Annotated in this window: 13 protein-coding genes; 9 read left to right on the forward strand and 4 right to left on the reverse strand. The window is 60.1% G+C overall.

The window, feature by feature from the left end:
• Positions 1–283 precede the first annotated feature (283 nt).
• Positions 284–1,879, forward strand: a complete 1,596-nt coding sequence (locus ACMXYI_RS29405; RefSeq protein ID WP_415770554.1) for a beta (1-6) glucans synthase — start codon at positions 284–286, stop codon at positions 1,877–1,879.
• Positions 1,880–1,993: 114 nt separating this feature from the next.
• Here the strand turns inward: ACMXYI_RS29405 and ACMXYI_RS29410 are convergent, their stop codons facing one another.
• Positions 1,994–2,362 carry a hypothetical protein gene (locus ACMXYI_RS29410; protein WP_415770556.1) on the reverse strand — a complete coding sequence of 123 codons (369 nt, stop codon included), beginning with the start codon at positions 2,360–2,362 and terminating at the stop codon, positions 1,994–1,996.
• A gap of 224 nt (positions 2,363–2,586) precedes the next feature.
• On the opposite strand from ACMXYI_RS29410, the gene ACMXYI_RS29415 reads away from it, so the two are divergent.
• Together ACMXYI_RS29415 and ACMXYI_RS29420 are read left to right on the forward strand one after the other, a co-directional pair.
• Entirely contained in the window at positions 2,587–3,885 is a 1,299-nt protein-coding gene (locus ACMXYI_RS29415; RefSeq protein WP_415770558.1) for a serine/threonine protein kinase, read from the forward strand.
• Entirely contained in the window at positions 3,878–4,666 is a 789-nt protein-coding gene (locus ACMXYI_RS29420) for an MlaA family lipoprotein (RefSeq protein ID WP_415770559.1), read from the forward strand. The genes ACMXYI_RS29415 and ACMXYI_RS29420 overlap by 8 nt, the downstream gene beginning before the upstream one ends.
• A gap of 178 nt (positions 4,667–4,844) precedes the next feature.
• Here ACMXYI_RS29420 and ACMXYI_RS29425 read toward each other — a convergent pair whose 3' ends face one another.
• Positions 4,845–5,759: a DUF808 domain-containing protein gene (locus ACMXYI_RS29425; protein ID WP_415770561.1), complete on the reverse strand. Its 915-nt coding sequence runs from the start codon at positions 5,757–5,759 to the stop codon at positions 4,845–4,847.
• A 134-nt stretch (positions 5,760–5,893) separates the two neighbouring features.
• Between ACMXYI_RS29425 and ACMXYI_RS29430 the strand changes: the two genes are divergently transcribed.
• Entirely contained in the window at positions 5,894–6,502 is a 609-nt protein-coding gene (locus tag ACMXYI_RS29430; RefSeq protein ID WP_046054318.1) for a TetR/AcrR family transcriptional regulator, read from the forward strand.
• A gap of 113 nt (positions 6,503–6,615) precedes the next feature.
• Here ACMXYI_RS29430 and ACMXYI_RS29435 read toward each other — a convergent pair whose 3' ends face one another.
• Entirely contained in the window at positions 6,616–7,074 is a 459-nt protein-coding gene (locus tag ACMXYI_RS29435) for an REP-associated tyrosine transposase (protein WP_415770563.1), read from the reverse strand.
• A 215-nt stretch (positions 7,075–7,289) separates the two neighbouring features.
• Entirely contained in the window at positions 7,290–7,730 is a 441-nt protein-coding gene (locus tag ACMXYI_RS29440) for a GlcG/HbpS family heme-binding protein (RefSeq protein ID WP_149629130.1), read from the reverse strand.
• A gap of 266 nt (positions 7,731–7,996) precedes the next feature.
• On the opposite strand from ACMXYI_RS29440, the gene gcl reads away from it, so the two are divergent.
• The 5 genes from gcl to pyk all read left to right on the forward strand — a co-directional run bounded on the left by gcl (position 7,997) and on the right by pyk (position 14,568).
• Positions 7,997–9,772, forward strand: coding sequence for a glyoxylate carboligase (gene gcl, locus ACMXYI_RS29445; protein ID WP_140681915.1), 1,776 nt, complete (start codon positions 7,997–7,999; stop codon positions 9,770–9,772).
• Between the two features lie 126 nt (positions 9,773–9,898).
• Positions 9,899–10,681, forward strand: coding sequence for a hydroxypyruvate isomerase (gene hyi, locus ACMXYI_RS29450; RefSeq protein WP_415770565.1), 783 nt, complete (start codon positions 9,899–9,901; stop codon positions 10,679–10,681).
• Positions 10,682–10,830: 149 nt separating this feature from the next.
• A complete protein-coding gene (locus ACMXYI_RS29455; RefSeq protein ID WP_415770567.1) occupies positions 10,831–11,721 on the forward strand; it encodes a 2-hydroxy-3-oxopropionate reductase in 891 nt (296 codons plus the stop codon).
• Between the two features lie 161 nt (positions 11,722–11,882).
• Positions 11,883–13,163, forward strand: a complete 1,281-nt coding sequence (locus tag ACMXYI_RS29460; protein ID WP_415770569.1) for a glycerate kinase type-2 family protein — start codon at positions 11,883–11,885, stop codon at positions 13,161–13,163.
• The gene (gene pyk, locus ACMXYI_RS29465) at positions 13,153–14,568 is read left to right on the forward strand and encodes a pyruvate kinase (protein ID WP_415770571.1); all 1,416 of its coding nucleotides are present in this window, start codon (positions 13,153–13,155) and stop codon (positions 14,566–14,568) included. The genes ACMXYI_RS29460 and pyk overlap by 11 nt, the downstream gene beginning before the upstream one ends.
• The last annotated feature ends 98 nt before the right edge of the window (positions 14,569–14,666 follow it).

Raw genomic sequence — 14,666 nt, forward strand, 5'->3', positions numbered from 1 at the left:
TACTTCCCCGAAAGTGCTGCGCTCGACGGATGCCGAGTCGCGTCAACGTATTGTTATGGTGCACAGCGCCCCCATCACGCCCACTGCAAACTCGTCCGAACGTCAGCGGAGTACTGACGCCTCGATAATCAACCTCACGACAATGGCGACCTTCTCTGCCAGCGACCTCAAGGCATCGAGAAACGACATCAGAACGCCATTAATCTAGACCACCGGAAGTCCGCCGGCCAATCCGTCCAAACTTTGCATGTCAAAAGTATGCAGGCCACCAAGCACGCGGCAAATGAAGGTAACATGCGCGGCTTTGCTCCCAGACGGCCTGACCATGCCCGCGACATCCCGCTTTCCTTTTTTTGCTTATCTATTCGCCTGCCTGCTGGGGCTTTTTGCCCTTGGTGGCTTCTGGTACGGCCTCGGTAAACCGGTGGTGCTGCCGGACGTGGCCAGCGCGACGCACAAGCTGCAATGCGCCTCCTACACCCCGTTCGACAAGGACCAATCGCCGTTCGATCAGCCGTTCAAGCTGCGCCCCGAGCGCATGGACGCCGACCTCGCACTGCTGGCCAAAAGCTTCGAATGCATCCGCACCTATTCCATGACCGGCCTCGAAGCCCTGCCCGACCTGGCGCGCAAGCACGGGTTGAAGTTGATGATCGGCGCCTGGGTCAACAGCAACCCGGTGGACACCGCCAAGGAAGTCGACCTGCTGATCGCCTCGGCCAACACCAACGCGGACGTGGTGACCTCGGTGATCGTCGGCAACGAAACCCTGTTGCGCAAGGAGATCACCGGCGCGCAGTTGGCCAAGCTCATTGATAAAGTCAAAAGCCAGGTCAAACAGCCTGTCACTTACGCCGACGTCTGGGAGTTCTGGCTCAAGCACCCGGAAATCGCCCCGGCGGTGGATTTCCTGACCATCCATTTGTTGCCGTACTGGGAAGATGACCCGTCGAACATCGATGCCGCCCTGCAGCATGTGGCCGAAGTACGTCAGGTGTTCGGCAACAAGTTCGCACCCAAGGACGTGATGATTGGCGAAACCGGCTGGCCGAGCGAAGGCCGTCAGCGTGAAACGGCCCTCCCGAGCCGGGTCAATGAAGCCAAGTTCATTCGTGCTTTTGTCATCATGGCGGAGCAGCAAGGCTGGCATTACAACCTGATCGAAGCCTTCGACCAGCCATGGAAACGCGCCAGCGAAGGTGCGGTCGGTGGTTACTGGGGGCTGTTCGATGCCGATCGCCAGGACAAGGGTGTGCTCGCCGGTCCGGTGTCGAACGTGCCTTACTGGTCGCAGTGGCTGGTGGTGGGTGGTTTGATCTTCCTTGGCACGCTAATCCTAGGTGGACGTGTCCGCAGCACTCGCGCAGCGCTGGTTCTACCGCTGCTGGGTGCGCTGGCCGCTTGCTCGATTGGCGCCTGGGGCGACCTGGCCCGCGTCACTACGCGGTTTACCAGTGAATGGCTGTGGGTCGCTTTGCTGACGGCGTTGAACGTGTTGGTGCTGGCCCATGCGGCACTGACCCTGAGCGCTCGCACTGGCTGGCGCGGACGGGCGTTCAATGCGCTGGAACGTCGCGCGGGCTCGTTGCTCGCTGTGGCCGGGTTTGCCGCTGCGGTGACGATGCTGGAGCTGGTGTTCGATCCGCGTTATCGCAGCTTCCCGAGTGTCGCATTCATCCTGCCGGCGCTGGTCTATCTGTGCCGCCCGGTGAGCGTGCCGCGTCGGGAGATTGCCCTGCTGACCTTCATCATCGGTGCTGGCATTGCGCCGCAGCTGTATCGTGAAGGGTTGCAGAATCAGCAGGCCTGGGGTTGGGCGCTGGCGAGTGTGTTGATGGTTGCAGCGTTGTGGCGCAGTTTGCGGGTTCGCAAGGGGTAAATTTTCAGCGCCCCTGATGGCCCCTTCTCGAGCAAGCCCGCTCCCACATTTGACCGCGTTCTCATGATAGATGCGTTCGAATGTGGGAGCGGGCTTGCTCGCGAAGACGGACTATCAGGCGCTGCGGGAAGCCCTGACCAGACGCAAAGCAGCAATCACCACCGCAAAAACAGCCAAAGTCGTGTTGTACAACGCCAGCGCCGGAAACCCGAACACCAGCGCCAGCACCGCCAACCACCACCCTGCCCGGCCTGGCAGCACAAAACCGATAACGGCTGCCGCCAATGCCGCGAAGCCCAGGACATTGAAGTGAATCATCAGGCCCAGGCTCGAACGAACCAGGCATTCCCAGCGACTCGCTTCGTCCACGCAGATGCCGACCCATTGAGCATCCTCCATAAAGCCATAACGCGCGCCATAACTGGCGGCCAACCATAACGGCAGGAGAACGAGCAGCAGAATCACAGGCAGACGGCGGGACATGAAGCACTCCAATAAACGAAAACGGCGGCCAGCTTAATCCCCCGCCAGTAGTAAGCAAACGCGTGTGAGAGATAATTGGTCACGAAATCGCTGCAAAGTGTATCGTCCAGCTACTATTACTCCGAAATTAGGCCTGATTGGTGCCGATCCATGGCACTTTGGCGCAAACCCCGTGGTCATAGCCTGCGAACTTCATTCGGCACCTTTCTCTAAGGGATCTAGTCATGCTCCGTTCCTTGCGCTTCGCCGCCCTGTTTGGCGGCCTTATTTTGAGTGCGTCCGCGCTGGCGGTGGACATCGACGCCGCCAGTTATGGCTACCCCTTGACCAACCCGTTCGAGGCGACCATTGCCACGACACCGCCGGACTTGCGCCCGGAGTTGCCGCTGGATGACGACATCGATCAGCAGACACGCAGCGTTACCTTGCGCCCGGAGCGTGCATTCGAACTGCCGGACAACTTCTGGCCGGTCAAAAAGCTGACCTACCGCATCGCCACGCAAGACAAGGCAGCACCGCTGATCTTTCTGATCGCCGGCACCGGCGCGCGCTATGACAGCAGCCTCAACGAGTACCTGAAAAAGCTCTACTACAAGGCCGGCTACCACGTGGTGCAACTGTCGTCGCCGACCAGTTTCGACTTCATGAGCGCCGCCTCACGCTTTGCCACGCCCGGTATCACCAAGGAAGACGCCGAAGACATGTACCGGGTGATGCAGGCCGTGCGGGCGCAAAACCCGAACGTCGCCGTCACCGATTACTACCTGACCGGCTACAGCCTGGGTGCGCTGGACGCGGCATTTGTCGCACACCTGGATGAAACCCGCCGCAGCTTCAACTTCAAGAAAGTCTTGCTGCTCAACCCGCCGGTCAACCTCTACACCTCGATTACCAACCTTGACAAGCTCGTCCAGACCGAGGTCAAGGGCATCAACAACACCACCACTTTCTATGAGCTGGTGCTGGACAAACTAACCCGCTACTTCCAGCAGAAAGGCTACATCGACCTCAACGATGCGCTGCTCTACGACTTCCAGCAGTCCAAGCAGCACCTGAGCAACGAGCAGATGGCCATGCTGATCGGCACTTCGTTCCGCTTCTCGGCAGCCGACATCGCCTTCACCTCGGACCTGATCAACCGTCGCGGCCTGATCATTCCACAGAAATACCCGATCACCGAAGGCACCAGCCTCACGCCGTTCCTCAAACGCGCGCTGCAGTGCGACTTCGACTGCTACATCACCGAGCAAGTCATCCCGATGTGGCGCGCCCGCACCGACGGCGGCAGCCTGCTGCAACTGATCGACCAGGTCAGCTTGTATGCACTCAAGGATTACCTGCACGACAGCCCGAAAATCGCCGTTATGCACAATGCCGACGACGTGATTCTCGGCCCTGGCGACCTTGGTTTCCTGCGCAAGACCTTTGGCGATCGTTTGACCGTTTATCCACTGGGCGGCCATTGCGGCAACCTTAATTACCGCGTCAACAGCGACGCCATGCTGGAGTTCTTCCGTGGCTAAATACCTCCTGCTTATTGCAGCGCTACTCTGCGCAGGCGTCGCCAATGCCGACAACAGCAAAGCCAACGCACCGGTTGTGATTGACAGTGACGGCTTCAAGCAGCCGCTGACCAAACTCAAATTCAACCCGGGGCTGGATCAGCGCGAGTTCGAACGCTCGACGCTTAGCGCGCTGGCCGTCTACGACCCGCTGGAAGAGTGGAACCGCCGCGTCTACCACTTCAACTACCGCTTCGACCAATGGGTGTTCCTGCCAGTGGTCGATGGCTATCGCTATATCACGCCGAGTTTCCTGCGCACCGGTGTCAGCAACTTCTTCAATAACCTCGGCGACGTGCCGAACCTGTTGAACAGCTTGCTGCAGTTCAAGGGGCAGCGCTCGATGGAAACCACCGCGCGCCTGCTGCTCAACACCACCGTCGGCATCGCCGGCCTGTGGGACCCGGCCACCGCCATGGGTCTGCCGCGCCAGAACGAAGACTTCGGCCAGACGCTGGGCTTCTACGGTGTACCGGGCGGCGCCTACTTCGTGCTGCCGATCCTCGGACCTTCCAATATCCGCGACACCGGGGGCCTGGCGGTCGACTTCACCGCAGAGTCGGCGATCAACTTCCTGAACGTCTCCGAAGTCAGCGAAAACCATCCGGAAATCTGGGTCCTGCGTGGCGTCGACAAGCGCTACCAGACCGGCTTCCGCTATGGCCAGCTGAACTCGCCGTTCGAGTACGAGAAAGTGCGCTACGTGTACACCGAGTCGCGCAAGTTGCAGATCGCCGAGTAATTCATCGGCAACAAAAAAGGCCATTCGATGCGAATCGAATGGCCTGATCGTTCCCACGCTCCGCGTGGGAATGCCTCTCGGGACGCTCCGCGTTCCTGCGGCTGTGACGCAGAGCGTCACGGGCTGCATTCCCACGCGGAGCGTGGGAACGATCACAACAAATTGGTTGTGGTTGTCTTCAGCCTTTGACTGAGCGCCAGATTTTGCTCGCCGCCATGACGCCGGCCAACACCACCGCCCCCGCCACAATCCCCGCCACCGCATTCAGCAACGTCGGCACGACAAACCCGGCACCGCCCGCCCCTGCGCTGACGCTTTCAATCCAGTGATGAACCACCGGCACACCATGGGTCAGAATCCCGCCGCCGACGAGGAACATCGCCGCCGTGCCGATCACCGACAGGCTTTTCATCATGTACGGCGCCGCTCGCAAAATCCCGCCGCCAATGCTTTTGGCCATTTGACCAGGCTTCTGGGTCAGCCACAGGCCGAGATCATCGAGTTTGACAATGCCCGCCACCAAGCCATAGACGCCGATGGTCATGACGATGGCGATGCCCGAGAGCACGACGACCTGCTGGGTCAACGACGCACCCGCCACCGTGCCCAGGGTGATGGCGATGATTTCCGCCGACAAGATGAAGTCGGTGCGGATGGCGCCTTTGATCTTGTCTTTTTCGAACGCCACCAGATCGACCGCCGGATCAGCCACCGCCTCGACCAGCTCTGCATGCTCGGCCTGGTCTTCAGCCTTGCTGTGCAGGAATTTATGCGCCAGTTTTTCGAAACCTTCGAAACACAGGTACGCGCCGCCGATCATCAACAACGGTGTGACCAGCCAGGGAATGAACGCGCTGATGGCCAACGCCGAGGGCACCAGGATCAGCTTGTTGAGGAACGACCCCTTGGCCACCGCCCACACCACCGGGATTTCCCGCTCGGCACGCACACCGGAAACCTGTTGGGCATTGAGCGCCAGATCGTCGCCGAGCACGCCGGCAGTCTTCTTGGCGGCCATTTTGGTCATCAACGCCACATCGTCGAGTACCGCGGCGATGTCGTCGATCAGCAACAGCAAACTGCTTCCTGCCATGAATCAGGTTTCCTTCTTGAATGGATGCCGCGCAGCATAACGCGGCCGGGAGCCGCACGGGGCATTCTTGAGCGCCGCGCGAGGCCGGTGCTACCATGCGCAACCGCCAGAACAGGCAAGGAACCCCCTGGTTTATGAGCACCATCCGCGAGCGCAACAAAGAACTGATCCTGCGTGCCGCCAGTGAAGAATTTGCCGACAAGGGCTTCGCTGCGACCAAAACCAGTGACATCGCAGCCAAGGCGGGATTGCCCAAGCCCAACGTCTACTACTACTTCAAATCCAAGGAAAACCTCTACCGCGAGGTCCTGGAAAGCATCATCGAACCGATTCTGCAGGCCTCGACACCGTTCAACGCCGACGGCGTGCCCAGTGAAGTGCTGAGCGGCTACATCCGCTCGAAAATCCGCATCTCCCGCGACCTGCCCTTCGCCTCCAAGGTGTTCGCCAGCGAAATCATGCACGGCGCCCCGCACCTGAGTGCCGATCTGGTTGAACGGCTCAACGGCCAGGCCAAGCACAATATCGACTGCATTCAGACCTGGATCGACCGCGGCCAGATCGCCCCGATCGACCCCAACCATCTGATGTTCAGCATCTGGGCCGCGACCCAGACCTATGCCGACTTCGACTGGCAGATTTCCGCGGTAACCGGAAAGGCCAAGCTCGATGAGGCCGACTATGAAGCGGCGGCGCAGACCATTATTCGGTTGGTGCTGAAGGGGTGTGAGCCTGACCGTTAAACCGTGGTGCGGCCCATTCGCGAGCAAGCCCGCTCCCACACTCGATCTCCAACACACCGAAGATCCCCTGTGGGAGCGGGCTTGCTCGCGAATGGGGCAACTCAGTCCTGAGACTAAAGCCAAATGGCGTCCCACAGCGGATAGTCGCCAAGCTTCTCCACCAGCCCCGCCCGCAATGGGTTGGCGACAACATATCGAGCAAGCTTCACCAAATCCTCCTCTCGCCGCACCGCATGATCATGAAAACTCTGCTGCCAAAGACTGCCCGTCCTGCCGGTAACCGCATTGATTGTTCGAGTACTTAACGATTTTGCCTGGCACATCAATTGGCCCAGCGATCCTTTTTGCAACTGGACAAGCCAATGAAAATGATCAGGCATGACGACAAAGGCCAAAGAGTCGGCAAACCCTTGGTCCTGTGCTTGCTTGAATTGGTGTACGACCAATCTTCCCAAGGTGAACTCCCTGAAAACCGGCTCCCGCTTCAGGGTATTGGCAGTCAGGAGATAGATCCGGTTTTGCTCGGCATAGCGGCCGACTCGCAGGCGATGTGAAGCTGACAGTTCAGGCATTCCTTTGCCTCTCTCATGGATGAATTCATGAAAAGGCTAGATCAGTGAACTGAAGACAGAGGGACGGACTTTTAGCTGGATGTGTCTGGGGGATTGCCTTCGCGAGCAAGCCCGCTCCCACAGTGGATTGGCGGTATTCAGACATTTTGTGTCCACCACCGAACCATTGTGGGAACGGGCTTGCTCGCGAAAGCGGTAGGTCAGTCACTACAAAATCAAGCAGTCACCCCCGCATCCGCCCGCAACCCCAAAGCCTCGATTGCGTTGATCGCACATTGCTCATCAACATCAGAAAGATCACCGCTGATACCCACCGCCCCCAGCACGTTCCCTTCCTGATCCCGAATCAACACGCCGCCCGGTGCCGGGACGACGCTGCCCTGCCCCAGACTATTCAACGCAGCGATAAACGCCGGGCGTTGTTGTGCGTCCAGCGCCAGCAGGCGTGAACCTTTGCCCAGGGCGATAGCGCCCCAGGCTTTGCCGATGGCGATCTGCGGGCGCAGCAGACTGGCGCCGTCTTCACGCTGCAGGGTGACCAAGTGCCCACCGGCATCCAGTACGGCGATGGTCAATGGAGCCGCCGAGATTGCACGCCCTGCGGAGATAGCCTGATTGGCCAGGTTGACTGCGACTTTCAAGGTTAAAGCGCTCATGGTGCCGTCCTCATTTTGTTATAGGGAAAGCTGCTGGACTGCGTTTTGTTCAGTAGTCCGATGCAACAAATAGAACACAATGAATTATTTTTTTGTATACAATAATTCTCGAAAAGCGCCACATGCGACGAAAAGCCACAGTAGAACGGGCTTCCGACGAATGAAACGGCTGCTTGAGAAAATGGATTGACCTGCGCCGTCCGCCGTGAATACACTCTGCGCAAAGCCACTTGTATACAATTACAAAACGTAAGAGGCACAAAACCATGAGCAAAATGAGAGCAATCGAAGCCGCCGTTCTGGTGATGCGCCGTGAAGGGGTTGATACCGCTTTTGGCATCCCCGGCGCCGCGATCAACCCGCTGTACTCCGCCCTGCAGAAGGTCGGTGGCATCGATCACGTCCTTGCTCGCCACGTTGAAGGCGCCTCGCACATGGCCGAGGGCTACACCCGCACCAAGGCCGGCAACATCGGTGTGTGCATCGGCACTTCGGGACCTGCCGGTACCGACATGGTCACCGGGCTCTACAGCGCCTCGGCCGACTCGATCCCGATTCTTTGCATTACCGGCCAGGCACCCCGCGCCCGTATGCACAAGGAAGACTTCCAGGCTGTCGACATCACCGCGATCGTCAAACCAGTGACCAAGTGGGCAACCACCGTCATGGAACCGGGCCAGGTGCCTTACGCGTTCCAGAAAGCCTTCTACGAAATGCGCTCCGGCCGTCCAGGCCCGGTGCTGATCGACCTGCCGTTCGACGTGCAGATGGCTGAAATCGAATTCGACATCGACGCCTATGAACCACTGCCGCTGGCCAAGCCAACCGCTAACCGCGTGCAAATCGAGAAGGCCCTGGCCATGCTCGATCAGGCCGAGCGTCCGTTGCTGGTGGCCGGTGGCGGCATCATCAATGCCGACGCCAGCGAATTGCTGGTGGAATTTGCCGAGTTGACCGGTATTCCGGTGGTCCCGACCCTGATGGGCTGGGGCACCATTCCGGACGATCACCCATTGATGGTCGGCATGGTCGGTCTGCAAACCTCACACCGCTACGGCAACGCCACGATGCTCAAGTCCGACCTGGTGCTGGGTGTCGGTAACCGTTGGGCCAACCGTCACACCGGTTCGATCGATGTTTACACCGAAGGCCGCAAGTTCATCCACGTTGACATCGAACCGACCCAGATCGGCCGCGTGTTCACCCCGGACCTGGGCATTGTTTCCGACGCCGCTGCCGCGCTGACCGTGTTCATCGAAGTCGCTCGCGAATGGCAAGCCGCCGGCAAGCTGAAAAACCGTAGCGCCTGGTTGCAAGACTGCCAGCAGCGCAAATCCAGCCTGCAGCGCAAGACTCACTTCGACAACGTGCCGGTCAAGCCGCAGCGCGTTTACGAAGAGATGAACCAGGTGTTCGGCAAAGACACTTGCTACGTCAGCACCATCGGTTTGTCGCAGATTGCCGGCGCGCAGTTCCTGCACGTCTACAAACCGCGCCACTGGATCAACTGCGGTCAGGCCGGCCCATTGGGCTGGACCATTCCGGCAGCGCTGGGCGTGGTCAAGGCTGATCCGACCCGTAAAGTTGTGGCGCTGTCGGGCGACTATGACTTCCAGTTCATGATCGAAGAGTTGGCGGTGGGCGCGCAGTTCAAGCTGCCGTACATCCACGTGGTGGTGAACAACTCGTACCTGGGGTTGATTCGTCAGGCTCAGCGCGGTTTCGACATGGACTACTGCGTGCAGCTGTCCTTCGACAACCTCAATGCTCCGGAACTCAACGGTTACGGTGTCGACCACGTCGCGGTCGCCGAAGGCCTCGGCTGCAAGGCGCTGCGTGTATTCGAACCAGGTCAGATCCAGCCTGCCCTGCGCAGGGCTCAGGAGCTGATCGAGGAGTTCAAGGTGCCGGTGATCGTCGAGATCATTCTGGAGCGCGTGACCAACATTTCCATGGGCACCGAGATCAACGCCGTCAACGAATTCGAAGACCTGGCGCTGGTCGGCAACGATGCGCCAACCGCGATTTCGTTGCTGGATTGATGATCGTTCCCACGCTCTGCGTGGGAATGCAGCCCGGGACGCTCCGCGTCCCAAGCGGACGCAGAGCGTCCATAGAGGCATTCCCACGCAGAGCGTGGGAACGAGAACTTAAAACGGGAGACCACCATGCCGCGTTTCGCAGCCAACCTGTCCATGCTGTTCACCGAGCAGGATTTTCTTGCCCGTTTTGAAGCTGCCGCCAAGGCCGGCTTCAGTGGTGTCGAATACCTGTTCCCTTACGACTTCAGCTCCGCCGAGATCAAAGCCAAGCTCGATGCCAATGGCTTGACCCAGGTGCTGTTCAACCTGCCGGCTGGTGACTGGGCCAAGGGCGAACGCGGTATCGCGTGCCTGCCGGACCGGGTTGAAGAGTTCCGCGCCGGTGTCGACCTGGCGATTGCCTACGCGAAAGTGTTGGGCAATACCCAGGTCAACTGCCTGGCCGGTATTCGTCCACAAGGCATCGACGATGCCAGCGTGGAAAAAACCTTCGTCGCCAATCTCAAATACGCCGCCGACAAGCTGCAAGCGGCGGGCATCAAACTGGTGATGGAAGCGATCAACACCCGCGACATTCCGGGTTTCTACCTGAACAACACCGCACAAGCCCTGTCGATTCGCGAACAGGTCGGCAGCGCCAACCTGTTCCTGCAGTACGACATCTATCACATGCAAATCATGGAGGGCGACCTGGCCCGCACCATGGCTGCGCACCTGGGCGAGATCAACCATATCCAGTTGGCCGACAACCCAGGGCGCAACGAACCGGGCACCGGTGAAATCAACTACCGCTTCCTGTTCGAACACCTGGACCGCATCGGTTATCAGGGTTGGGTTGGCTGCGAATACAAGCCGCTGACCACCACCGAAGCTGGTTTGGGGTGGTTGAAAACCCATAACGCGATTTGACGCAATCCATGTGGGAGCGGGCTTGCTCGCGAAAGCGGTGTAACAGTCACATAGATGCTGAATGTTATGGCCTCTTCGCGAGCAAGCCCGCTCCCACCAAAAGCGCTCCCCTATTTGCTTGAGCAATACAAAAACAAGAGGAATTTCTCATGGCTAAAATCGGATTTATCGGCACCGGCATCATGGGCCACCCAATGGCGTTGAACCTGCAGAAAGCCGGTCACAGCCTGTTCCTGTCGGCACATCACGACCCCGCGCCTGCCGATCTGGTTGCCGCTGGCGCCGTCGCCCTGGCGAACCCGAAAGAAGTCGCGCAAGAAGCCGAATTCATCATCGTCATGGTGCCGGATACCCCGCAGGTCGATGACGTGCTGTTCCGCGCCGACGGTGTTGCGGCCGGTGTTGGCAAAGGCAAAGTCGTGATCGACATGAGCTCGATCTCGCCGACTGCAACCAAAGCCTTCGCTGCCAAAATCAACGAAAAAGGCGCTCAGTACCTCGACGCGCCAGTGTCCGGCGGTGAAGTCGGCGCCAAGGCCGCGACCCTGAGCATCATGGTCGGCGGCGATGCCGATGCCTTCGAACGCGTTCTGCCGCTGTTCCAGGCGATGGGCAAGAACATCACCCTGGTGGGCGGCAACGGCGACGGTCAAACCGCGAAAGTGGCGAACCAGATCATCGTGGCGCTGAACATCCAGGCCGTGGCCGAAGCCCTGCTGTTTGCTTCGAAAAACGGTGCCGATCCCGCCAAGGTCCGTGAAGCGCTGATGGGCGGTTTCGCATCCTCGAAGATCCTCGAAGTGCACGGCGAGCGCATGATCAAAGGCACCTTCGACCCAGGCTTCCGCATCAGCCTGCACCAGAAGGACCTGAACCTGGCCCTGGCCGGCGCACGCGAACTGGGCATCAACCTGCCGAACACTGCCAACACCCAGCAAGTGTTCAGCACCTGTGCGGCCATCGGTGGCAGCAACTGGGACCACTCGGCGCTGATCAAGGGCCTGGAACACATGGCGAATTTCTCGATTCGCGATAAGTAAGCCCTGCCCCGGCACTGATCGTTCCCACGCTCTGCGTGGGAATGCAGCCCGGGACGCTCTGCGTCCCAAAGCGGACGCGGAGCGTCCATAGATGCATTCCCACGCGGAGCGTGGGAACGATCATCTGCGTAAACCAAGAACAATAAGATTGGGAGCCCGCCATGTCGGTCAATCCGCAACAATTCCTGCGCGAGCTGTTTGCCACAGCCATCGACGCGGCCCATCCGCAGCAAGTCCTCGAAGCCCATTTGCCCAAAGACCGCAGCGGTCGGGTGATCATCATCGGCGCCGGCAAGGCCGCCGCGGCCATGGCCCAAGTGGTGGAGCGTTGCTGGCAGGGTGAAGTGTCAGGCTTGGTAGTGACTCGTTACGGTCACGGCGCCCCGTGTGAAAAAATCGAAGTGGTCGAAGCCGCTCACCCGGTGCCTGACGCTGCCGGTCTGGCAGTCGCCAAACGCGTATTGGAACTGGTCAGCAACCTGACCGAAGACGACCGCGTGATCTTCCTGCTCTCGGGCGGTGGCTCTGCCCTGCTGGCATTGCCCGCAGCCGGCATCACCCTGGCCGACAAGCAATCGATCAACAAAGCCCTGCTCAAATCCGGCGCCACCATTGGCGAGATGAATTGCGTACGCAAGCATCTCTCGGCGATCAAGGGTGGCCGCCTCGGCAAAGCCTGCTGGCCTGCCACTGTTTATACCTACGCGATTTCCGATGTACCGGGCGACCTCGCCACGGTCATCGCCTCCGGCCCCACCGTGGCCGACCCGAGCACCTCGGCCGAAGCACTGGCGATCCTCAAGCGCTACAACATTGAAGTCCCGACCTCGGTGCGCAACTGGCTGCAGAGCCCGGAATCAGAGACGGTCAAACCCGGCGACCCTAGTCTGGCGCGCAGCCACTTCCAGCTGATCGCGCGTCCGCAGCAGTCGCTTGAAGCCGCTGCGGTAAAAGCACGTCAGGCCGGTTTCAGTCCGCTGATCCTCGGCGACCTGGAAGGCGAGTCCCGCGAAGTGGCCAAGGTTCATGCTGGTATCGCCCGTCAGGTCGTGTTGCACGGTCAACCATTGGCGGCGCCCTGCGTGATCCTCTCTGGCGGTGAAACCACCGTCACCGTACGCGGCAATGGCCGTGGCGGACGCAACGCCGAATTCCTGCTGAGCCTGACCGACAGCCTCAAAGGCCTGCCTGGCGTCTACGCGCTGGCCGGTGACACCGATGGCATCGACGGCTCCGAAGACAACGCCGGCGCGATCATGACCCCGGACAGCTACGCCCGCGCCGCCGCACTCGGTCTGAGCGCCAGCGACGAGTTGGACAACAACAATGGCTACGGCTATTTCGAGGCGCTGGACGCGCTGATCGTCACCGAGCCGACCCGCACCAACGTCAACGACTTCCGCGCCATCCTGATTCTCGAGAGCCCTAAAAATGACGCCTGACAAGAAGGTTAAAATCCTCGCCACCCTCGGCCCTGCCACTAACGGGATCGACGACATCCGTGAGCTGGTGCAGGCCGGGGTCAACATCTTTCGCCTGAATTTCAGCCACGGCGATCACGCCGACCATGCGCAGCGCTATCAGTGGATTCGGGAAGTCGAGCGCCAGCTGAATTATCCGCTGGGCATTCTGATGGACCTGCAAGGCCCGAAATTGCGGGTCGGCAAGTTCGCCAAGGGCAAGGTGCAGTTGCATCGCGGTCAGGCGCTGCGTCTGGATCTTGACCCGACGCCGGGTGATGAACGCCGGGTCAACTTGCCTCACCCGGAAATCATCGCCGCACTCGAGCCTGGGATGGACCTGCTGCTGGACGACGGCAAGCTGCGTCTTCGCGTGGTGACCAAGTACTCCGACGCCATCGACACCACCGTGCTCAATGGCGGCGAACTCTCGGATCGCAAAGGCGTGAACGTGCCACAAGCGGTGCTGGAACTGAGCCCACTGACGGCCAAGGATCGTCGCGATTTGAGCTTCGGTCTGGAGCTGGGTGTGGACTGGGTGGCGCTGTCATTTGTGCAGCGTCCGGAAGACATTCGCGAGGCGCGCGAACTGATCGGCGACAAAGCGTTTTTGATGGCCAAGATCGAGAAGCCATCGGCGGTGACGCAACTGCGCGAGATCGCCGAATTGAGCGACGCGATCATGGTCGCTCGCGGTGACCTGGGCGTGGAAGTGCCGGCCGAAAGCGTGCCGCAGATTCAGAAAAACATCATCACCATCTGCCGTCAGCTCGGTAAACCGGTGGTGGTGGCGACGCAGATGCTCGAGTCGATGCGCTTCTCCCCTGCCCCGACCCGTGCCGAGGTGACCGACGTTGCCAACGCCGTGGCTGAAGGTGCGGATGCGGTGATGTTGTCGGCAGAAACTGCCTCTGGCGAGTACCCGCTGGAAGCCGTGCAGATGATGAGCAAGATCATCCGCCAGGTGGAAAATGGCCCGGACTATCAGGCGCAACTCGACGTGAGCCGGCCTAAGGCTGAAGCGACTGTTTCCGATGCGATCAGCTGCGCGATACGTCGCATCAGCAATGTGCTGCCGGTGGCGGTGCTGGTGAATTACAGCGAGTCCGGCACCTCGAGTTTGCGTGCAGCGCGGGAACGGCCGACGGTGCCGATTCTGAACCTGACACCGAACCTGCAGACTGCGCGCCGGTTGACGGTGGCGTGGGGTGTGCACTCGGTGGTCAATGATCGGCTGCGTCAGGTGGATGAGGTGTGCTCGACGGCGCTGGAGATTGCCCAGGCGCAGGGCATGGCCAAGCGTGGCGACACGTTATTGATCACGGCGGGTGTGCCGTTTGGGCAGCCGGGGTCGACTAACTCCTTGCGAATAGAAACCCTGATCTAACCCACAAGATGATCGTTCCCACGCTCCGCGTGGGAATGCAGCCCGGGACGCTCTGTGTCCCAAGAGCAGACGCAGAGCGTCCATTGAGGCATTCCCAT

The sequence above is a fragment of the Pseudomonas lyxosi genome, assembly GCF_047758685.1.
Classification (GTDB): domain Bacteria; phylum Pseudomonadota; class Gammaproteobacteria; order Pseudomonadales; family Pseudomonadaceae; genus Aquipseudomonas; species Aquipseudomonas lyxosi.